Raw genomic sequence first — 20,510 nt, 5'->3', positions numbered from 1 at the left:
CTAAGAAGGAGGTGAAGAATTTTGGTAAAGATTCGTTTAACAAGGATTGGAGCAAAAAATAGTCCAGCATATCGAATAGTGGCTATGGATAGTAGAGAACCAAGAGATGGTAAACATTTAGAGATCTTAGGATATTATGATCCTAAGACTGATCCAGCCACTGTACAGTTAAAAGAAGAAAGAATATTATATTGGCTAAGTCAAGGAGCTCAACCTACCGATACTGTTCTTAGTTTGCTCAAGAAGTATGGTGTTTGGGATAAGTTCCTTGCCTTAAAGAGAACTGTTAAAAGTTCTGCATAAAGGGGGCTTTTGTTAATGAAAGAGTTATTAGAGTATATTGTTAAAGCTATTGTTCAGAAACCTGAAGAGGTTGAGGTCAGAGAAGTAGAAGGAACTAAGTCAGTAATACTTGAAGTAAAAGTAGCCCCAGAGGATAGGGGTAGAGTTATTGGAAAGCAGGGACAAACTGTTAAGGCTTTACAGACGATAATAAGAGTAGCGGGTCTTAAGAAGGGTAAAAAGGTGGTCATAGAAGTACTACAATGAGGGATGGCTTCTCGTTTGGTAAGAATAGCTAAGATAGGAGAGCCTTTTGGAATAAAAGGTGGATTAAAGATATGGCCCTTCTACGACTATCTTTTAGATTTAAAGAAGGGACAAAGGATATATTTGTCTTGGGGAGATACCCTTATTGTAAAGAAGGAACTATCATTGGAATATATAAGAAAACATAACAAAGGGTTTGTTGTTTATTTTACTGAAATAACAAATAGAACAGATGCAGAAAAACTAAAAGGAAACTGGCTTCTATTAGAAGAAGAAGATTTACCGGTTCTTCCAGAAGGTTATTTTTATTCTTACCAAATAATGGGGCTTCCTGTATATGAATTGGAAGGAAAATATTTGGGAACTGTGAGGGAGATTTTAGAAACAGGAAGCAATGATGTTTTCGTGGTGGAGGGAGAAGAAGAGATTTGTATTCCTGCTATTAAGGATGTAGTAGTAAAAGTAGATCTAAAGGAAGGAAAAATTATTATTAAAAAAATGCAAGAGTATTAGTTATGATAAAGATCGATATTATTACCATATTTCCAGAGATGTTTGAAGGCCCTTTTAATGTAAGCATAATAAAAAGAGCCAAGGAAAAAGGGTTGGTGGATATTTCTATCCACAATTTAAGGGATTATACTACTGATAAGCATAGATCAGTTGATGATTACCCTTATGGTGGTGGCTCTGGAATGGTAATGAAACCAGAGCCTATATTTAGAGCTGTGAGAGCCTTAAAGAAAGAGGATTCAGAAGTAATACTTCTTTCGCCATCAGGAGATCTTTTTAATCAAAAATTGGCAGAAGAATTTGCACAAAAAAGTCATCTAATAATCATATGTGGAAGATATGAAGGCATAGATGAAAGAGTAAAAACTATAATAACCAGGGAAGTTTCCATAGGAGACTATGTTTTAAGTGGTGGAGAAATTCCTGCTATGGTTATAGTTGATGCAGTAGTAAGACTTATTCCTGGGGCTATAGGAGATCCTAATTCTTTAAGAGAAGAATCATTTCAATGGGGAATTTTGGAATATCCTCATTATACTCATCCCAGAGACTTTGAAGGCTTAAAAGTACCAGAAGTATTGTTATCTGGGGATCATGAAAAGATTAGGAGATGGAGAAGAAAAGAAGCCTTAAGAAGAACACTACTTAGAAGGCCTGATTTACTCCAGAAAACAAGACTTTCTGAAGAAGATTTTTCATTGTTAGAAGAAATTAAAAGAGAACTAAGAGAGGAGGTAAAAAATGGATCTTATAATTCAAAATCTTGAAAAAGAATTTATGAAAAAGGATTTACCACAAATATGGCCTGGTGATACTGTTAGGGTTCATTATCGTATTGTAGAAGGAGATAAAGAAAGAATTCAGGTGTATGAAGGGGTTGTTATTGCTAAAAAGCATGGTGGTATTAGAGAAACTATTACTGTAAGAAAGGTTGTACAAGGAATAGGTGTGGAAAGAATTTTTCCAATTCATTCACCTTTTGTGGAAAAGATTGAAGTAGTAAAGAGAGGAAAGGTTAGAAGAGCTAAGCTTTATTACTTAAGAGAAAGAAAAGGTAAGAGTGCCAAGATTGCTGAGAGGGTAGAAAATGAAGGATAAATTACTGGAATTTTGGAATCTTATACTTAGTAAGAGACAAGAATTGAAGAAGCATGAATGGTACGATCTTCTTGAAACTATTATATTTGCTTTTATATTAGCCTTTTTAATAAAGACATTTATATTGCAGATATCTTATATTCCTACTGGTTCTATGATACCTACTTTAAATGAAAAAGAAGCAGTTTTGGTTATAAGAATCCCTTATTATTTTAGAGAGCCAAGAAGGGGAGAGGTTATAGTTTTTAAATACCCCCAAGATCCTACTAAGGAGTATGTAAAAAGGTTAATAGGTCTTCCTGGGGATACCATAGAGATAAAAAATGGAATAGTATATGTGAATGGTAGAGCTTTAGATGAATATTATGTAAAAAATAAAAGTAGTGATAATTATGGACCAATACAAGTACCAAAGGATAGTTATTTTGTATTAGGGGATAACAGGCCTGTGAGTGTGGATAGTAGATATTGGGGATTTGTACCTAAGAAAAATTTAGTGGGAAAAGCGGTGTTACTTTTATGGCCACCCCAAAGAATAGGGTTGGTGAAATAGGAGACATAGAGAGAAGACTTTGGAGTTATTTCAAATATATAGCGGGAGTAGATGAGGCAGGTAGGGGAGCCCTAGCAGGTCCTGTATATGCTGGAGCTGTAATCTTACCTCCTTTTTCTAATATTACCGTTAAAGATTCCAAAATGTTAAAGCCAGAAGAAAGGGAAATTCTTTTTGAAAAGATTAAAGAAGAGGCTGTTTGTTGGAGTTACGGTTTTGCTAATGTGGAAGAGATAGAAAGGTTTGGCATTTTGAAAGCCACTCTTCTTGCAATGAAAAGAGCTATAGACAGCCTTAGGGTAAAGCCTGAGTATATCTTAGTAGATGGTAATATTAGTATTCCAGATTTAGATATACCACAAGAAACGGTGATTAAAGGAGATAGGTATTGTTTGAATGTGGCTTCTGCTTCTATCGTGGCTAAGGTCTTGAGAGATAGATATATGAGGACTCTTGATGAAAAATATCCTGATTATGGATTTGGAAAACATAAAGGTTATGCAACTAAGGAACATAGAGAAAAGATAAAATCGTTAGGAGTGCTTGATATCCACAGAAGGAGATTTAGACTTTTGTGAGTAATCAAGATATTGGAAAATTAGGAGAAGATTTTGCTGTAAATCTTTTAGAGAAGGAAGGATATTCTATATTATATAGAAATTTAAGAATGTCTTTAGGAGAGATAGATATTGTAGCTGAAAGAAATGGAATTTTAGTTTTTGTGGAGGTTAAAACAAGAAGATCAAATAAGTATGGTTTACCTATTGAAGCAGTAGATTTGAAAAAACAAGAGAGGATAAGGATGATAGCTGAAGTTTTTATGGCAAAATTTAAGAATAGATTTCAGAAAATGAAAGGTGTAAGGTTTGATGTTATAAGTATTTATATTTCTCCTTTAGGGAAAGTAGATAAATGGGAGCATATAACAAATGCTTTCTAAGGTTAAATCTGCTACTTTATGGGGATTGAAATGTTATGATATTGAAATTGAGGTAGATATTACTTCTGGAGTTCCAAGCTTTAACATAGTAGGATTGGCTGAACAAGAAGTGCAAGAATCTAAGGAGAGGGTAAGATCTGCATTAAAAAATTCTGGTTTTGAATTTCCTTTAAAAAGAGTGACTATAAATTTAGCCCCTGCGGATTTAAAAAAAGATACACCCTTATTTGATTTACCAATTGCTATAGGAATCCTTTCCACATTTATGAATTTTCACTTTGATAATGAAAAGACTGCTTTCTTAGGTGAACTTGCTTTTGATGGAAGGATAAGAAAAGGAAAAGGGATTTTATCTATTGTATATGGTTTGAAAAATAATGGATACAATAAAGTATTTGTACCAAAGGAAAATGAATTTGAATGTAGTTTAATAGATGGGATTGAAATTTATCATGTTTCTCATCTTTCCCAAATTGTGAGATTTCTTTTAGGGGAAATAAATTTATCTCCTGTTAAATTTCAATATCCTGAATATAATCCAGTTTATGAAGAAGATTTCTCTTTTATAAAAGGGCATTATTTACCTAAAAGAGCATTAGAAGTAGCGGCATCTGGTGGACATAATGTTCTTTTAGTAGGTCCACCGGGTACAGGTAAGACTCTTTTGGCAAAGGCCTTTTCTTCCATTTTTCCCCCATTGACTTATGAAGAGGCTTTTGAAGTTACTCAAATATATAGTGCTGCAGGTTTATTAGTAGAAGATTCTTTAATACAAAAACGGCCTTTTAGGAATCCTCATCATACTATATCTTATGCTGGACTTTTAGGGGGAGGGGTCTCTCCTCAAATCGGGGAAATTACTCTTGCCCATAAAGGAATCTTATTTTTAGATGAACTACCAGAATTTAGAAGAGATGTTTTGGAGGGATTAAGACAGCCATTAGAAGAGGGGAAGATTGTAATTTCAAGATCTAAGTATACTGTTACATATCCAGCTCAATTTGTTTTAGTGGCTGGTATGAATCCTTGTAAATGTGGATATTTTGGTGATAAAGAGAAAGAATGTACTTGTACTCCTTATGATGTAAAAAAATATTGGAGTAAGGTATCAGGTCCACTTTTAGACAGAATTGATATAAGGGTTTATGTGAATAGAGTAGAGAAAGAAAAGATCTTTAATGATAATCTTGAGGAATCATCAGAAAGGATTAGAGAAAGAGTAAAAAAAGCAAGAGAGATTCAATATGAAAGATATAAATCCGAGAAAATATATTTAAATTCCCAATTAACTCCAAAACTTATCAAAAAATATGTTAGCCTAAATCCAAGAATTAGGGATTTATTATTAAATACAGCTGAAAGAATGAAATTATCTATGAGATCTATTGATAGAATTATAAAGGTTTCAAGAACTATAGCAGATTTAGAAAGTAGTGAAGAGATTAAAGAAAGTCATTTGATTGAGGCTCTAACCTTTCGAGGTTTAGAGGATTTTGTTTCCAATCTTTAAAATTAATGAAAGGGGGTTTTTGTATTGATTAAAGCTTTGGAGAGATATTTTGGCTTTGAGAAATTTAAGACTAATTGGTCTAACGAGATCATTGCAGGGCTTACTACTTTTATTACCATGGCTTATATTTTGTTTGTAAACCCCAACATATTAGGAGATGCAGGAATGCCAAAAGGTGCTGTTTTGATGGCAACCGCTATTGGGGCTGGAATTGCTACTTTGACTATGGGATTGTATGCAAAACTTCCTTTTGCTTTGGCTCCTGGTATGGGACTTAATGCATATTTTGCTTATTCTGTATGTAAAGGAATAGGTCTTCCTTGGCAAGTTGCATTAGGAGCAGTATTTATAGATGGGATCATTTTTTTAATTTTATCGATTCTTCCAGTAAGAAGATGGATTGTACAAGCTATACCACTTAATATTAAGATGGCAACCTCAGTAGGTATAGGACTTTTTATAGCTCTTATAGGATTAAAATCTGCAGGGATTGTAGTAAAGAATGATGCTACTTTAATATCCTTAGGCAATTTAGGATCTCCAGAAACCTTGCTTTCTATTTTTGGGATTATTATTATTGCTTTACTTATGGCATTGAACGTTAAAGGAAATATATTATTAGGGATATTAATTACTACATTTATAGGCATTTTTGTAAAAGGTTCCAATGGTCAACCTATCACCTATTTTACAGGAAATATAATAGCCCTTCCTAATTGGGAAGAGTTTTCTAAAACCTTTTTAGCATTAGATATTTTAGGGGCTCTAAAATGGGGATTATTTTCTATAATCTTTACATTTACTTTTGTAGATATGTTTGATACTGTAGGTACTATTTCGGGACTTGCAGCTAAGCTTAATATGCTTAGGGAGGATGGAAGTTTTGAGGGTTCTGATAGAGCTTTAGTTTCTGATGCGGTAGGAACTGTAGCTGGAGCATTGTGTGGAACCTCAACTATAACTACATATATTGAATCTGCAGCAGGAATAGCAGAAGGAGGTAAAACAGGAGCTGTTTCATTAGTAGTAGGATTGCTTTTCCTCTTATCTGTAATTTTTTGGCCTCTTGCTGGGATTATACCATCTTCCGCTACTGCTCCTGCCTTAGTTATTGTCGGTTTCCTTATGATGGAACCTATATTAAAAGTCAATTTAAAGGAAATAGGGGAAGCTCTTCCTGCTTTTATTACTATAGTGGCTATGCCTTTTACCTATTCGGTAGCGAATGGGTTAATATTTGGTATTCTTTCTTATGTAATATTAAACCTTCTTACAGGGAAAATTAAAAAATTAAATCCAGTGTTAATAATATTGGCTGTATTATTTATTCTTTACTTTATTCTTTAAAAGAAATATTAGGGGGGATTATTTAGTCCCCCTAATATTTTGATAATTAATGTATAATTATAATCCCAAGGATAAACCATTTATATATTCTTTAAGTTATTTTCCTCCTTTATATAGAAGATGGAGGGAATGGATAGATTTTATTTCGCCACCAGAACTTTTCCTTTTATCAGATAAGGAAATTCTTGAAAGATTCTCGTATTCTTCCTTGATCCAAGAATTTATAATTTTTAAAAGAAAGATTTCTTGGGAAGACTTGTGGGAAAAACTTGTTAAAAAAGACTATAAACTTACAACTTTATGGGACGAAGAATATCCACCTTTACTCAAAGAGATAAAAAATCCTCCGTTATTTCTCACATATAGAGGAAATATTATTGGTAAAAGATATATAGCTATTGTAGGAACAAGAAGACCCACCCAATATGGAATTAAAATCTCTGAGTATTTCTCAAGAGAATTAGTAAAATATGGATTTATAATAGTAAGTGGTCTTGCTTATGGGATAGATACATATGCTCATAAAGGAGCTTTAGAGGGTGGAGGAAGAACATATGGGATTCTTGGTAGTTCTTTAGATTTTATATATCCTTCTGGAAATAGAATTTTAGCAGAAAGAATAATAGAAAATGGAGCCTTAATAAGTGAGTATCCTTTAGGTACAAGACCTACAAGATATACCTTTCCACAAAGAAATAGGATTATTAGCGGAATATCTGAGGGGGTATTTGTAATAGAAGCAGGAGAGAAAAGTGGGGCTCTAATAACAGCAAGTTTTGCATTGAATGAAGGGAGAGAGGTTTTTGCTGTTCCAGGGAGAATAATAGATGAAAGAAGTAAAGGAACAAATAAGTTAATTCAAGAAGGAGCAAAAATGGTGTTAGATATAATAGATATATTAGAAGAATTTCACATACCTTTTATTTATAAACCTAAAAGAGATGTTATTTTAACAGAAGATGAAAAAAAGGTATTGCAATTTTTAAATTTTAATCCTATATTTATTGAGGATTTAATGATCAAATTAAACATGGATATATCAAGATTAATGTTTATAATAGTTTCTTTACAAGCCAAAGGCCTTGTAGAAGAATTTCCAGGGAATAGATATGGGAGAAGGAGTGATAATTTATAGTGAAAAACAAAAAGATTGTAATAGTTGAATCTCCAGCTAAAGCAAAAACAATTGAAAAAATACTTGGTAAAGAATTCAAAGTAGTTGCTTCTTATGGTCATGTAAGAGATCTACCCGAGAAGGAACTTGGGGTAGACATAAAGGATAATTTTAAGCCTAAATATGTAATCATCCCTTCAAGAAAAGAAGTTGTTAAGAATCTAAAGGAACTATTAAAAGAAGCAGATCATTTTTACTTAGCTACAGACCCTGATAGAGAAGGAGAAGCTATTGCATGGCACCTTGTTAATGTATTAAATATTCCAAAAGATAAATTCTCAAGAGTAGAATTTCATGAGATAACTCCAAGGGTAGTACAAGAAGCAATAAATAATCCAAGGGATCTTGATATCAGTAAAGTAGAAGCCCAACAAGCAAGAAGAATTTTGGATAGATTAGTTGGGTATGAACTTAGTCCTCTTTTATGGAAAAAGGTTAAAAGAGGACTTTCTGCCGGGAGAGTACAATCAGTAGCTCTGAGGCTTATTTGTGAAAGAGAAAAGGAGATTGAGCAATTTATACCCCAAGAATATTGGTATATATGGGGAGAGTTTTCAGATAAAACAAATAAGAAAATATATGGAAGACTCATATCATATGAAGGTAAAGAAGTCAATTTAAAAAATGAAGAAGAAGTGAATAAGATATTAGAAGAGTTAAAAGGAATAAATTATATAGTAAAAGATGTAATTAAAAAGGAAGAGAAAAAGTCCTCGCCTCAACCTTTTATAACAAGTACTTTACAACAAGAGGCCTCAAGAAGATATGCCTTTCCTGTTGGAAAGACTATGAAAATTGCTCAAACTCTTTATGAGGGTATAGATATTGGAGAAGAGAGAATAGGACTTATAACTTATATGCGAACCGATTCTACAAGAATAGCTCCTGAAGCAAGAATGGAGGCTATTAAATATATAGAAGAGAATTTTGGAAAAGAATTTATCGGAGGGGAGAAAAAGACGAAGAAGAAACTTGGTGTTCAAGATGCTCATGAGGCTATAAGGCCAACTTCAGTCTTTAGATTACCAGAAATGGTGAGGCCTTATCTTTCAGAAGATCAATTTAAGCTTTATAAACTTATATGGGAAAGATTTATCGCAAGTCAAATGGCTCCAGCTATCTATGATGTGGTAGAAATATATGTGGAAGGAAATAAGTATCTATTTTTGTCAAAAGGAAGGAAACTTAAATTTCCTGGTTTTATGTCAGTTTATCATGAAGAGGAGGAAGAATCTGAAACTGATAAACAAGTAGAATATATTCCAGAAAAAGGTAATCTTTTAAATCTTCTTAATCTATATCCGGAACAGCATTTTACAAAACCTCCATCTCGATATTCTGAGGCTACTTTGGTGAGAACCTTAGAAAGATTTGGAGTAGGAAGGCCAAGCACCTATGCTACTATCATAGAAACGTTAAAAGAAAGAGAATATGTGGTTGTTAAGGACAGATTTTTAGTACCTACTACCTTAGGAAAAGTTGTTAATGAGTTTTTAGTCGAGAAATTCCCTAATCTAATTGATGTGAAATTTACAGCAAAGATGGAAGAAGATCTAGATAAAATTGAGACAGGAAAAGTCGAAGCCATAGATGTTTTGAAGAGGTTTTATCCAAAATTTAAAGAAGAGTTAGAGGAAGTTTATAAAAATTCAGATAGGGTACAAATTGCTGAAAAAACTGATGAAAAATGTCCCATTTGTGAAAGTGATTTGCAACTTAGAGAAAATAAAAATGGTAAATATTATGCTTGTTCACGATATCCAGACTGCAAGTATACGAAACCAATATATGATGAAGCAAAAGGCAAATGTCCTCTCTGTGGAGGTACTGTTGTTAAAAAAAGATCTAAAAAAGGAAAGACTTTTTGGGGATGCTTAAATTATCCTAAATGTACTTTTGCATCGCCCTATGAGCCTACTCACGAAAAGTGTCCAATATGTGGTAGTACTCTTTTAGAGAGCAACAGATTTAAAAAATGTAGTAATAATGATTGTAACTACATATTATGGAAGAAAGGGAGGAATAGAAAATGGAAAAAGTCAAAATCATAGGTGGAGGACTTGCAGGAGCTGAGGCTGCTTGGCAACTTGCTAAAAGAAAAATTCCTGTAGAGATATACGAAATGAGACCACAAGTTATGACTCCTGTTCATAAAACGGAATATTTAGCTGAACTTGTCTGTAGTAATTCCTTTAAATCTACAGAGATTACAAATGCCTCAGGACTTTTAAAAGAGGAAATGAGGAGGCTTGATTCCTTAGTTCTTAAAGTTGCTGAAGAAACGAAGGTTCCAGCCGGTGTTGCTTTGGCCGTTGATCGAGAACTCTTTGCTAAAAAGGTGCAACAGATATTAATGGAAAATCCTTATGTAACTATAATAAGAGAGGAAGTCAAAAAAATTCCTTCTGATGGAGTTGTTATTGTGGCTACGGGACCTCTAACTTCTTCTGATTTTGCTCAATATTTAACTGAAATATTAGATACGGATTCTCTGTATTTTTATGATGCAGTATCACCTATTATTTATGCTGATAGTATAAATTTTGAGAAGGTTTATAGTGCTTCAAGATATGGTAAAGGGGAAGAGGCATATTTAAACTGTCCTATGAATGAGGAAGAATATAAAAGGTTTGTGAATGAATTGATAAATGCCGATGTAGTGGAATCACATTTCCCTGGTGAAGAAAAATATTTTGAGGGATGTCTTCCTATAGAAATTTTGGCAAGAAGAGGTATAGATACATTACGTTATGGTCCTATGAAACCTGTTGGTCTTCCAGATCCAAAAACAGGCAAAGAGCCTTATGCTGTGGTTCAATTGAGACCAGAAAATATACAAAAAACCCTTTATAGCATGGTGGGTTTTCAGACAAGACTTAAATTTCAAGAGCAAAGGAGGGTTTTTAGATTAATTCCTGGACTTGAAAATGCTGAATTTGCAAGATATGGGGTAATGCATAGAAATACCTATTTCTATGCCCCTAAATTTTTAAAACCAACCTTACAATTTGCTAAAGACGAGAGAATATTTTTTGCTGGTCAGGTTATTGGTGTAGAAGGATATATGGAATCTGCGAGTATGGGAATAATAGCTGGAATAAATGCAGCTCGTTTATATAAAGGAAAACCACTTATAATATTACCTCATACTACAATGATAGGGGCTCTTATTGGTTATGTGACTACTAAAGTACCTGTAAAGAATTTTCAGCCTATGAATGCTAATTTTGGAATTTTGACTCCCTTAGATATGCCTGTTAAAGATAGGAAGATGAGAAATAGATTATATGCCGAGAGAGCATTAAGGGATCTTGAGGATATGATAAGGAGGTTTGCGATCAATATATAGAAATGACAAAATTGGATTTAAAAAAAGAAATAGAAGGATATCTTAATTATTTGAGATTTGAACGTAATTATTCTCCAAATACTTTGAGAGGTTATAATATTGATCTTTTGGATTTCTATAATTATTGTAAAGAGAGAGATTTGGATTTTACGAATAAAAGAGTGATCAGGTCTTACATACAAAATATTGCTCAAAAAAACTATAAGAAGAGTACTATTGCAAGAAAATTAACTTCTTTAAGAAGTTTTTTTGAATATCTTCTTACCTATGATAAAATTAAAGAAGATCTTACTGTTTTCATTCCTATACCTAAAATAGAGAAAAGATTGCCTCAGTTTTTATCTATTGATGAGGTATATAAACTTCTCGATGCTCCATCCTTAGATAATCTTTTGGGTATAAGAGATAGAGCTATTTTAGAGACTCTATATGCTACAGGGATAAGAGTAAGTGAGCTTGTAGGTATAAATGAGGAAGATATTAATTGGAATTATGGAGAGATAAGAGTTTTTGGAAAAAGGGCTAAAGAAAGAGTAGTGATAATTGAAGAAAATACTTTAAAGATATTACAGCTTTATAATGATCATGTAAGGTCTAAACTATTGAAGAAACCTGAAAAGGCATTTTTTCTAAATGCTAAAGGAGAAAGAATTACAGATCGTGGAGTAAGGTTAATTTTGAAAAGATATACTAAATTTTTAGAAAAAAAGGTTTCTCCTCATATTTTAAGACATACCTTTGCCACACACCTTTTAGAAGGAGGAGCTGATCTTAGGTATGTACAAGAGCTTCTGGGTCATGTAAGAATTTCTACAACTCAGATTTATACTCATCTTACTTCAGAACAGATAAGAAATATTTACACAAAGGCTCATCCAAGAGCTAAAAAAGAAGAATAAAAGGAGGTTTAAGCATGAAAAGATATATGTCTCTTTTTATAATGCTTTTATTTTTACTAAATATAGGACTTGCAAAACAAAGTTTTACCATTGATTTCTCTAAAAATCCTCCCAAGGGAAATTTAGTTTTTGAGATGGGAAAAGGAGTAGTATTAGAAAGAAGTAATGGGGAATATCATTTGGCTATGTTAAGGGCAGAAGGACAGTTGAAGTTATATACTCCAGTAACTCCTCTTTTTAATCCCAAAAGAGTAGTTTTAAAGATTACAGGTATGAGTTCTTCTTTTATGACTGAAGAAACATGGGCTCCTATTTCCATATATGTAAACTCAAAAAATGTGATTTCAGGTTTTGATTTTGGCAGTGAATATTATATTACTCCTTCTTTTGATGTTACAAAGTACTGGATAGTAGGTCAAACAAATATTATAGAGATAATTCTTGAGAAGGATGCAAGTGGGGAATTTTGGTTAAAGAAATTGGAATTGATTATTTATGAAAGATAAATATTTTGTTTTTTATTGTAAAATATTCAAGTCCATCTTCTAACTTTATATCTTTTGGAAGATAAAATTCTTTTATATAGTTTTGAGAAGGTATTCCCGACCAAGATAGAATTAAGTCTTGAAGATATACTTTTTCATCTATTAACTTGTAAGAATGTTCGGGAAAATATCTTCTGTTGTTATAAAGAATTATTTCTTCAGATATTTGGGGATAATTAAAAAAATTGATAGAGAATGTAATAAACCTTATAGACTTGATATAAAAAGAGAGAACTTCCCATGTAAAATTTTCAGGACCTAATATGTTAATATCTGGTATATAGATATCTTGAGGTAAAGGTATGCTATTTTTTTCAATAAATATTCTGATATCGTCTATAATATTGTATAAATCTCTAATTAAATCTTTAAGAGAAGAACGTTTAAAGCTTAAAAAATCACTCCTTATATCTCTAATGCTTTTTAGTTTTTCTATAAAATCAGAGAGAATAATGTTATGTGAATTCATCCATTTCTGAAAGATTTTATAATTTTTGAAACTTTCTTCTATTATTCGTTCTTCTCCTTTTTCATAAAAATATAATTGATATAAACTTTCTCTTCCCCACTCAAAAGGAAAATTTAATTTATAAAAAAGATCTTTCATAGTATATTCAATTATTTTTTTAGCTATTGGTTTCATTTTTCAATATTTCTTTAAGGTATCTTATGGCTTCATCTCTTGTAGATATTTTATTATTCATCTGTGCTTCTATAAGCTTTTCTTTTAATTTACCTATTAGGGGAGACGGGGTTAGATTAAATATTTCCATGATTTCATTACCTGTTAATAAGGGTTTAGGAATATTTTTTATTTTGAAAAATTCATTTAATATTTTCCTATACCAATTCAAGTTTTCTATTTTACCTTTAATAGATATTTGATCAGCCATAAAGAGTAGTATCAAAGCAGGCACATCATCTTTTACTCTTAAAATGAGTTTATAAATAGGGTCTGATACTGGATTTTGTATGAAGCTTAAAGGGTACATATGAGTCCCAATAAGTTTTTTTAAAAAAATTATTTCTTTTTTACTTAACTTCAATCTTTCTCCTATATTATCTAAAAGTTCAACTCCTTTTTGTGAATGTCCATAGTAATGAACTAAAGAGGCTTCATCGATAGAAAAAGTTTCAGATTTACCTATATCATGAAGTAATACTGCTAATTTTAGAGTTTCAAGCTTTGTATAGTTTGAAAAGAATTTTTCATTTAAGTATGCTAAGATTTGTTGATATGAGTCTGGAAAAATAGATTCTATATTGTATATTAAATCTTCAAGAACAGATAAAGAAGTTATAGAATGCCTCAATGGATCTTCATGGTGGGGATTACTCCATGGAATATCTTTTAATACAAAAAGCTCTGGTAAAATAACCTCTAAAACTTTTGTTTCTACCATTTTAATCCATAGATAACTTGAGAATGACGAAATTAGTATTTTGTAAATTTCGTCGTGTATCCTTTCTGCTTTCACTGATTTTAATTTTTCTCTATCTTCTATAATCTTCTTATAAGTATTTTTTTCTATTTTAAAACCATATCCTAAAAATCTAAAAGCTCTTAGAATCCTTAAAGGATCTTCCTTAAAGGAGTTAGGTGAAGATATTCTTAGTATTCCTCTTTCTAAATCTTTTAAGCCATTTAAAGGATCAATTATTTTAAAGCTGAAAAGATTTAATGCAATAGAATTTATAGTAAAATCACGCCTTAGAAGTTCTAATAGTAAATTGTTTTCATATATGGGGGTAAAATCTAAAATGATGTCTCCATCATTATTATTTATAATTATTCTGTAATACTCTCGCTCCTCATCTAATTTGATAAGTTTACCGTTAAAAAGGTTAGTTAGATCAAATAAAAAATTATAATTTAAAGGGTAAACTAAAAAGTCTACGTCCTTTAATTCTTTTCCAATAAGGTAATCCCTTACAAAACCACCTACTATATAGATTTTTAAATGATTAGCTTTGGCATAATCACGTACTATTTTTAACGTTTTATAAATTAATTCTTGCCCTTCCATTTCTTAGTAGATATTTTATCTCTTCAATCTCTATATCTTTTAAATTTCTTGGGAAGTTATAAGGTACTATTCTTGGGCTTTCATTATAATAAGGTCTATTGCAATTAGGGCATCCGGTCGTTTTAAAAATTATTTCAAAAAAAGGCTCTGCTAATGATAAAATATCCTCCGTAATTAATAAATTGTCATTTTTATCAAATGACAATTCATCAAAAGAGATTAAATTTCTCTGTAAAAGAAAAGTGATAAGTTGTATTTTTCTGTATTTGTAATAATTAGGAGGGTTCATGTTTTCAAGACGAGTTCCACTTAAAGGTGTAAATGCAAATAAAGCTACTGTTACCTTCCATTTTGATAACTTATCTATAATGTAAACTAACTCCTTTTCCTCTTCTCCTAATCCTACAATTATATGAGATGTGATTTGGGAAGGAAACTTTATACTTGCTTCTTTAATAAACTCTAATCTTTCTTCAAATTCTCCATATTTTATTTTTCTAAAAAGATCTTTTCCTACCGCATCAATAGATATGTTTATTCTATCAATTTCTAATTCGAAGAATTTTTCTATATGAGATATGTTATTGAAGGGGGCAGAAATAGAAATAGGTAAATTGAAGATTTTAAATAGTTTTATTGTTTCAACTAATTCTTTTTCCCAACTTAGATGATTTGTCACTTGAAAACATAATCTTTTAAAAGGATTATATTCCTCTAATAGGTTTATTAAATCTTCTATTTCTATGAAAGGCCATGTAATTCTTGAAAGCATAAAAACATTAACGTGACTTCCTCTTGCTTGAGTGCAGAAGGCACAATTATTGAGACATTTTTGTAGTGTCATAAGATATAAAGTTGTTGGTGAATCTTCTTTTATATATTTTCTTTTAAGTACTTCCAAACTACCCGAAGAAATTCCAAATCTCATAATAGGGCACAGCATTCTTCAAAGATTTTTATATTATTCTGGGATTTTATAGCTTCAGGGTGAGGATTAACAATAGCATGAAAGTTAAGGTCTATGGCTAGAGAGTCTAATTCATATCTATAATTACCATTTGGGCGTACACATCCAAGATAAAACTTAGTATTAGGTAATTTTTTCTTAGCATAATTCCAAAGTTCTTCAACTTCTTTTATAGAAGGTAAAGATATTTCTTGGAAAGACGTGTTTTGAATGGGAGTAATCACAATGAATATAATTTTCTCAGGAGTAGGATCTTTAGATAAAAAATCTATTTCTTCATATTCTTTTTCTATCTTTCCATAATTAGCTCCCATTAAGATATGAGGACTTATTGGAAAATATTCTTTTATCATAAAGTATTCTTCTTTAAAATCGTTACTATTCTTATCCTTAAGATGAAAAATATTTTTAATAACAAAGTCATCTAACATCAAATCATATGAAACCATATCTGGTAGTGATATTAAATGTTTAATTGTTTTTTCATCTATAAGACCCATATGAAAGTTTAGTTTATATCCTGATTCTTTTAATTTTTTCATAAGATTTATAGAGGATTTTGAGAGGGGAAGATAGCCTTTTTTATTATATCCGCCACTAACCAAAATACTTTTAAAATAATTTAACTCAAGCTTTTTTGAAAGATGATCTATATTTGTCATATTTTTTAAAAAGTGAGCCTTACAATGATCACATTGCAAAGCACACCATTCCCCTGTGATACTTAGTGGAAGGGTTCTAATAGGTTTTACTGATATCATCTCCAGTTTACCTTTAGCATTTTAGCTGCATATACTTCATCTAATCTACCTACAGGTGTATTATGAGGGGCTGATTTTAATATATCAGGATTTTCCTCACTCTCTTTAATAATAGTTTTTAAAATTTCTACAAATTGATCTAAGGTATATTTGGTTTCAGTTTCTGTAGGCTCAATCATTAAAGCTTCTTCTACTATAAGAGGGAAATATATTGTAGGAGAATGTACTCCATAATCAAGTAGTCTTTTAGCTATATCAAGTACTTTAATTCCTTTTTCTTTTTGTTTTTTACCAGAGAGAACAAATTCATGCTTACAGAGATCAGGGTAAGGTAGATGGAAAAGATCTTTTAATTTTTCTTTTAAATAATTGGCATTTAATACAGCTATTTCGGTAACATTCTTCAAACCTTCAGATCCAAGAAGTCTAATATAGCAATAAGCTTTTAGAAGTACTAAAAAATTTCCATAAAACGTTCTTACTCTTCCTATACTTTTTTTGATATCATAATTAAGATAATACCTTTCTCCATCAAATTCTACTGTTGGTTTTGGTAAATAATCTTTTAAAAATGATTTTACACCTACAGGACCTGCTCCTGGGCCTCCACCTCCATGGGGAGTGGAAAAAGTTTTATGAAGGTTTATATGGACAGCATCAAATCCCATATCACCAGGTCTTGCATATCCCATGATACCATTTAAATTTGCTCCATCATAATATAAAAGAGCTCCTGTCTCATGTACCATTTGGGAAATCTTCAATATATCTTTTTCAAAAAGACCAAGAGTGTTTGGATTAGTTAGCATTAAAACAGCCACATCTTTATTTAGATATTTTGCTAATATATTAGGATTTACAAGTCCTCTTTCATCAGATGGTATTTCTATAGTTTCAAATCCTGCCATTGTTGCACTTGCAGGATTTGTTCCATGGGCTGAATCTGGAGCTAATACAATTTTTCTTTTCTCTCCTTTGTCTTTAAAATATGCTTTAATAATTAACAATGCTGTAAGTTCTCCATGAGCTCCTGCAGAAGGTTGAAAAGTAAATTTATCCATGCCTGTTATATTAGATAGATATTCTCCAAGTTTATAGATAATTTCTAAACTTCCCTGGGATAAATCTTCTGGAGTATAGGGATGTAAATTAGCAAATAATGGAAAGCTTGCTATTTCTTCATTTATTTTGGGATTATATTTCATGGTACATGAACCTAAAGGGTAGAAACCTGTATCAACCCCATAACCTCTTTGAGAAAGATTGGTAAAATGTCTCACTACTTCTGGCTCACTTATTTGAGGAATAGGTATGTCTTTTCTTATTAATTTTTCAGGTAAGATCCTCTCTGGAAGATAATCTTCTAAAGGATCTGGAAGATTGATTGTAGGTCTGTTATTATCATGTAAATCTTTTAGGAGAGGTATTTCTTTATTCAATTTTTATATATGACCTCCTTTAAAGAAGTTACTAAAAAGCTAATATCATCTAATGAATTCATCTCAGTAACTGCAATGAGGATTTCTTTTTCTCTTTCAGGATAGAACCTTTTAAGAGGAATTCCTGCTATAATATTTTTTTTCTTGAGTGCATCTATAACTATATTACTATCTATTGGAGTTTTTAAAACAAATTCGTTAAAATTATAGGAATTAGGATAGGTTAATTCAAAACCTTCTTTAGTTAAAAAATCCTTTAAATAATGAGTTCTAGAGAAACAAATTTCGGCAATTTTTCTAATACCCTTCTTGCCTAAAAGAGACATATATACTGCAGCCATTATTGCTGTGAGAGCTTCGTTTGTGCATATATTAGATGTGGCTTTTGCTCTTCTTATATGTTGTTCACGGGTTTGAAGAGTATTTACAAATCCTCTCTTATTATTTATATCCCTTGTCTCTCCTACAATTCTCCCAGGCATTTGCCTTATATATTCTCTTTTTGTAGCCAAGATACCTAAATATGGCCCACCAAAGCCTAATGGTATACCTAAGGATTGGCCTTCTCCGACTACAATATCCACATTGTACTCTCCTGGAGCTTTTAAAATTCCTAAGGATATAGGATATATGGAAAGTATTAGTAAAGAATCATGTTGGTGGGTTATTTTTTCTATTTCTTCTAATTCCTTTTCTATAACTCCAAAAAAATTAGGGTTTTGAATAATTACAGAGGAAGTATTATTGGATACTTTTTCTTTTAGAAAATCAATATCTGTTTCACCATTTTTATTAAGTGGAATCTTTACAATGTTAATTTCTTGAGCCCCTAAATATGTATAAAGTGTCTCTAAATATTCTGGATGTAACCCTTCGGATACTAAAACTTCCTTTTTACCATTTATCCTTACTCCCATGAGAACTGCTTCACAAATACCTGAGCCTGCTTCATAAAGGGAAGCATTAGCTACATCCATCTGAGTAAGATCGCATATAAGACTTTGATATTCAAATATGGATTGTAAAACTCCCTGACTAATTTCAGGCTGATATGGAGTATAGGAAGTATAGAAGTTGGGAAATTGAGCTACTATTTTAACAAAGGGGGGTATATAGTGTTTATAAGCACCACCCCCTAAGAAGGATATAAATTTTTCGCCTTTATTTTTTTGAGCTAAATTTTGTATCTCGTTGATAAGATCTATTTCTGATATTGGGGGAGGCAAAATAAAATTCTCTTTCGCTTTTTTCTTAATATCATCTGGTATATCGTTGAATAACTCCTCAGTACTACTTACTCCTATGGCTTTTAGCATCTCTAAAATTTCTTTTGAAGTATGGGGGATATAAGCCATATTTAAGCTCCTATAAATTTTTTATACTCCTCTGCATTCATTAGTGTGTCTAATTCCTTAGGATCACTAATTTCCAATTTTGCGATCCAGCCGTCATTGTAGGGATCTTCATTTATTATTTCTGGTTTTTCTTTAAGTTTTTCATTTACTTCTATTACCTTACCTGATATGGGTGAATATACATCGGAAGCAGATTTTACAGATTCAATTACAGCTAATACATCATTTTGTTTTACAGTTTTACCTATTTCTGGTAGATCTACGTAAACAATATCACCAAGTTCTTCTTGAGCATAAAAAGAGATACCAACAATTGCAATATTTCCTTCTAATTTTACCCATTCATGTTCTTTTGAATATTTAAGATTTTCAGGATACATTTTTCTTCTCTCCTTTCTTTATAGATGTATTCTTAACAAAGGGGGGCTTGACAATTTTAGCTTTTAAAAATTTATCTCTTGCTTTAATTCTTACTTCTTCATGGGTTGAATTATTATATAATAATCCAATTCCTCGTTTCAATATAGGGGAATAATTTCCACTTGTCACATAACCTATTTTTTCTTCATAACTATAGACTTCATATCCTGCTCTCGGAATACCATTTTCCAAAAGCTCAAATCCATTTAGGGTTTTTGTTTTTTTATCTCTTTTATCAATCAAAGCATCCTTTCCAATAAATTCACCTTTTTCCAACTTTACAACCCATCCTAAATTTGCTTCCCAAGGGGTTGTGTTTTCATCTAATTCATGACCATATAAGGGATACCCCATTTCTAACCTTAAGGTATCCCTTGCTCCAAGCCCGCAAAGTGTTATTTTTTCTTCTTGTATAAAGATGTTAAAAATTTCTTTCACATCCTCTATAGATACAACAATCTCAAAACCGTCTTCTCCTGTATATCCAGTTCTTGATATTATAACATTTTTATTTATTATTTTGTCCTTTACAAAATAATAATATGGAATATTATTTAGAGGATAATTTGTATATTTTTGAACAATTTTCTCAGCTTCTGGTCCCTGAATAGCTAATAGATTTGTTTGAAAGGTTATATCTTCAATATAGACATTAAACTTTTTATTATTTTCTAATAGCCAATTAAATATTTTCTCTGTATTAATAGCATTTACTATTAATAGAAATTCTTCTTCTGAAATCATATATACGAGAATATCATCCATAATTGTCCCTTGAGGGGTTAAAACTAAAGAATACTGAGCCTTTCCTGGGTGTAATTTATTAATGTCGTTAGAAGTTGTATATTGAAGGAGGTCTTTAGAGTTTTTGCCATTAACTACAATTCTTCCCATGTGGGATATATCAAAAATTCCTACTTCATATCTTACAGCAAGGTGTTCTTTTACTGTTCCTACATATTCTAAGGGCATCCACCAATTTGCAAACTCAAAAAACTTAGCCTTTAATTTTTTATGCTCATCCTCTAAAAATAGCCTCTTTGCCATTTTTTCACTCCTAAAAA

Annotated in this window: 23 protein-coding genes; 15 read left to right on the top strand and 8 right to left on the bottom strand. The window is 31.5% G+C overall.

Annotated features, from left to right (window positions below; genetic code table 11):
- Positions 1-21 precede the first annotated feature (21 nt).
- Genes rpsP through ACY3JM_RS08055 form a run of 15 tightly spaced genes read left to right on the top strand, consistent with a single transcriptional unit; the run spans position 22 to position 12,438 of the window.
- Positions 22-303 (top strand): 30S ribosomal protein S16, encoded by a 282-nt coding sequence (gene rpsP / locus ACY3JM_RS08125; RefSeq protein WP_463083505.1) that lies wholly within the window; start codon positions 22-24, stop codon positions 301-303.
- Between the two features lie 15 nt (positions 304-318).
- On the top strand, positions 319-549 hold the full coding sequence (locus ACY3JM_RS08120) for a KH domain-containing protein (protein ID WP_148806647.1): 231 nt from the start codon (positions 319-321) through the stop codon (positions 547-549).
- A 3-nt stretch (positions 550-552) separates the two neighbouring features.
- The gene (rimM, locus tag ACY3JM_RS08115; RefSeq protein ID WP_463083506.1) at positions 553-1,062 is read left to right on the top strand and encodes a ribosome maturation factor RimM; all 510 of its coding nucleotides are present in this window, start codon (positions 553-555) and stop codon (positions 1,060-1,062) included.
- A gap of 2 nt (positions 1,063-1,064) precedes the next feature.
- Complete coding sequence (gene trmD, locus ACY3JM_RS08110) at positions 1,065-1,829, top strand: tRNA (guanosine(37)-N1)-methyltransferase TrmD (RefSeq protein ID WP_463083507.1); 765 nt, start codon at positions 1,065-1,067, stop codon at positions 1,827-1,829.
- Positions 1,804-2,160 carry a 50S ribosomal protein L19 gene (gene rplS / locus ACY3JM_RS08105; protein ID WP_463083508.1) on the top strand — a complete coding sequence of 119 codons (357 nt, stop codon included), beginning with the start codon at positions 1,804-1,806 and terminating at the stop codon, positions 2,158-2,160. Before trmD ends, rplS begins: the two co-directional genes overlap by 26 nt.
- Positions 2,150-2,713: a signal peptidase I gene (lepB, locus tag ACY3JM_RS08100; RefSeq protein WP_463083509.1), complete on the top strand. Its 564-nt coding sequence runs from the start codon at positions 2,150-2,152 to the stop codon at positions 2,711-2,713. Before rplS ends, lepB begins: the two co-directional genes overlap by 11 nt.
- Positions 2,680-3,291 (top strand): ribonuclease HII, encoded by a 612-nt coding sequence (locus tag ACY3JM_RS08095; protein ID WP_463083510.1) that lies wholly within the window; start codon positions 2,680-2,682, stop codon positions 3,289-3,291. The genes lepB and ACY3JM_RS08095 overlap by 34 nt, the downstream gene beginning before the upstream one ends.
- Complete coding sequence (locus ACY3JM_RS08090; RefSeq protein ID WP_463083511.1) at positions 3,288-3,653, top strand: YraN family protein; 366 nt, start codon at positions 3,288-3,290, stop codon at positions 3,651-3,653. The genes ACY3JM_RS08095 and ACY3JM_RS08090 overlap by 4 nt, the downstream gene beginning before the upstream one ends.
- Positions 3,643-5,163, top strand: a complete 1,521-nt coding sequence (locus ACY3JM_RS08085; protein WP_463083512.1) for a YifB family Mg chelatase-like AAA ATPase — start codon at positions 3,643-3,645, stop codon at positions 5,161-5,163. The genes ACY3JM_RS08090 and ACY3JM_RS08085 overlap by 11 nt, the downstream gene beginning before the upstream one ends.
- A 24-nt stretch (positions 5,164-5,187) precedes the next feature.
- Positions 5,188-6,510 carry an NCS2 family permease gene (locus tag ACY3JM_RS08080; RefSeq protein ID WP_463083513.1) on the top strand — a complete coding sequence of 441 codons (1,323 nt, stop codon included), beginning with the start codon at positions 5,188-5,190 and terminating at the stop codon, positions 6,508-6,510.
- Between the two features lie 49 nt (positions 6,511-6,559).
- A complete protein-coding gene (gene dprA / locus ACY3JM_RS08075; RefSeq protein WP_463111253.1) occupies positions 6,560-7,645 on the top strand; it encodes a DNA-processing protein DprA in 1,086 nt (361 codons plus the stop codon).
- Entirely contained in the window at positions 7,645-9,735 is a 2,091-nt protein-coding gene (topA, locus tag ACY3JM_RS08070; RefSeq protein WP_463111252.1) for a type I DNA topoisomerase, read from the top strand. The genes dprA and topA overlap by 1 nt, the downstream gene beginning before the upstream one ends.
- Positions 9,714-11,033: a methylenetetrahydrofolate--tRNA-(uracil(54)-C(5))-methyltransferase (FADH(2)-oxidizing) TrmFO gene (gene trmFO / locus ACY3JM_RS08065; protein ID WP_463111251.1), complete on the top strand. Its 1,320-nt coding sequence runs from the start codon at positions 9,714-9,716 to the stop codon at positions 11,031-11,033. The genes topA and trmFO overlap by 22 nt, the downstream gene beginning before the upstream one ends.
- 2 nt (positions 11,034-11,035) lie before the next feature.
- Entirely contained in the window at positions 11,036-11,932 is an 897-nt protein-coding gene (gene xerA / locus ACY3JM_RS08060; RefSeq protein ID WP_463083517.1) for a site-specific tyrosine recombinase/integron integrase, read from the top strand.
- Positions 11,933-11,946: 14 nt separating this feature from the next.
- Positions 11,947-12,438 carry a hypothetical protein gene (locus tag ACY3JM_RS08055; RefSeq protein WP_463083518.1) on the top strand — a complete coding sequence of 164 codons (492 nt, stop codon included), beginning with the start codon at positions 11,947-11,949 and terminating at the stop codon, positions 12,436-12,438.
- On the opposite strand, the gene ACY3JM_RS08050 is transcribed toward ACY3JM_RS08055, so the two are convergent.
- The 8 genes from ACY3JM_RS08050 to gcvT are packed head-to-tail and all read right to left on the bottom strand — an operon-like array spanning position 12,422 to position 20,493.
- Positions 12,422-13,120: a DNA repair protein Rad50 gene (locus ACY3JM_RS08050; protein ID WP_463083519.1), complete on the bottom strand. Its 699-nt coding sequence runs from the start codon at positions 13,118-13,120 to the stop codon at positions 12,422-12,424. The genes ACY3JM_RS08055 and ACY3JM_RS08050 overlap by 17 nt on opposite strands.
- The gene (locus ACY3JM_RS08045; protein WP_463083520.1) at positions 13,104-14,504 is read right to left on the bottom strand and encodes a CCA tRNA nucleotidyltransferase; all 1,401 of its coding nucleotides are present in this window, start codon (positions 14,502-14,504) and stop codon (positions 13,104-13,106) included. Before ACY3JM_RS08045 ends, ACY3JM_RS08050 begins: the two co-directional genes overlap by 17 nt.
- Positions 14,479-15,432 carry a radical SAM protein gene (locus ACY3JM_RS08040; protein WP_463111250.1) on the bottom strand — a complete coding sequence of 318 codons (954 nt, stop codon included), beginning with the start codon at positions 15,430-15,432 and terminating at the stop codon, positions 14,479-14,481. The genes ACY3JM_RS08045 and ACY3JM_RS08040 overlap by 26 nt, the downstream gene beginning before the upstream one ends.
- Complete coding sequence (locus ACY3JM_RS08035) at positions 15,429-16,232, bottom strand: radical SAM protein (RefSeq protein WP_463083522.1); 804 nt, start codon at positions 16,230-16,232, stop codon at positions 15,429-15,431. The genes ACY3JM_RS08040 and ACY3JM_RS08035 overlap by 4 nt, the downstream gene beginning before the upstream one ends.
- On the bottom strand, positions 16,229-17,671 hold the full coding sequence (gene gcvPB, locus ACY3JM_RS08030; RefSeq protein ID WP_463083523.1) for an aminomethyl-transferring glycine dehydrogenase subunit GcvPB: 1,443 nt from the start codon (positions 17,669-17,671) through the stop codon (positions 16,229-16,231). Before gcvPB ends, ACY3JM_RS08035 begins: the two co-directional genes overlap by 4 nt.
- Complete coding sequence (gcvPA, locus tag ACY3JM_RS08025) at positions 17,668-19,026, bottom strand: aminomethyl-transferring glycine dehydrogenase subunit GcvPA (RefSeq protein WP_463083524.1); 1,359 nt, start codon at positions 19,024-19,026, stop codon at positions 17,668-17,670. Before gcvPA ends, gcvPB begins: the two co-directional genes overlap by 4 nt.
- 2 nt (positions 19,027-19,028) lie before the next feature.
- The gene (gene gcvH / locus ACY3JM_RS08020) at positions 19,029-19,406 is read right to left on the bottom strand and encodes a glycine cleavage system protein GcvH (RefSeq protein WP_463083525.1); all 378 of its coding nucleotides are present in this window, start codon (positions 19,404-19,406) and stop codon (positions 19,029-19,031) included.
- The gene (gene gcvT / locus ACY3JM_RS08015) at positions 19,396-20,493 is read right to left on the bottom strand and encodes a glycine cleavage system aminomethyltransferase GcvT (RefSeq protein WP_463083526.1); all 1,098 of its coding nucleotides are present in this window, start codon (positions 20,491-20,493) and stop codon (positions 19,396-19,398) included. The genes gcvH and gcvT overlap by 11 nt, the downstream gene beginning before the upstream one ends.
- Between the last annotated feature and the right edge of the window lie 17 nt (positions 20,494-20,510).

It is taken from the genome of Dictyoglomus sp. SSW (assembly GCF_055181335.1).
This window is presented reverse-complemented; position numbering and strand designations above follow the sequence as displayed.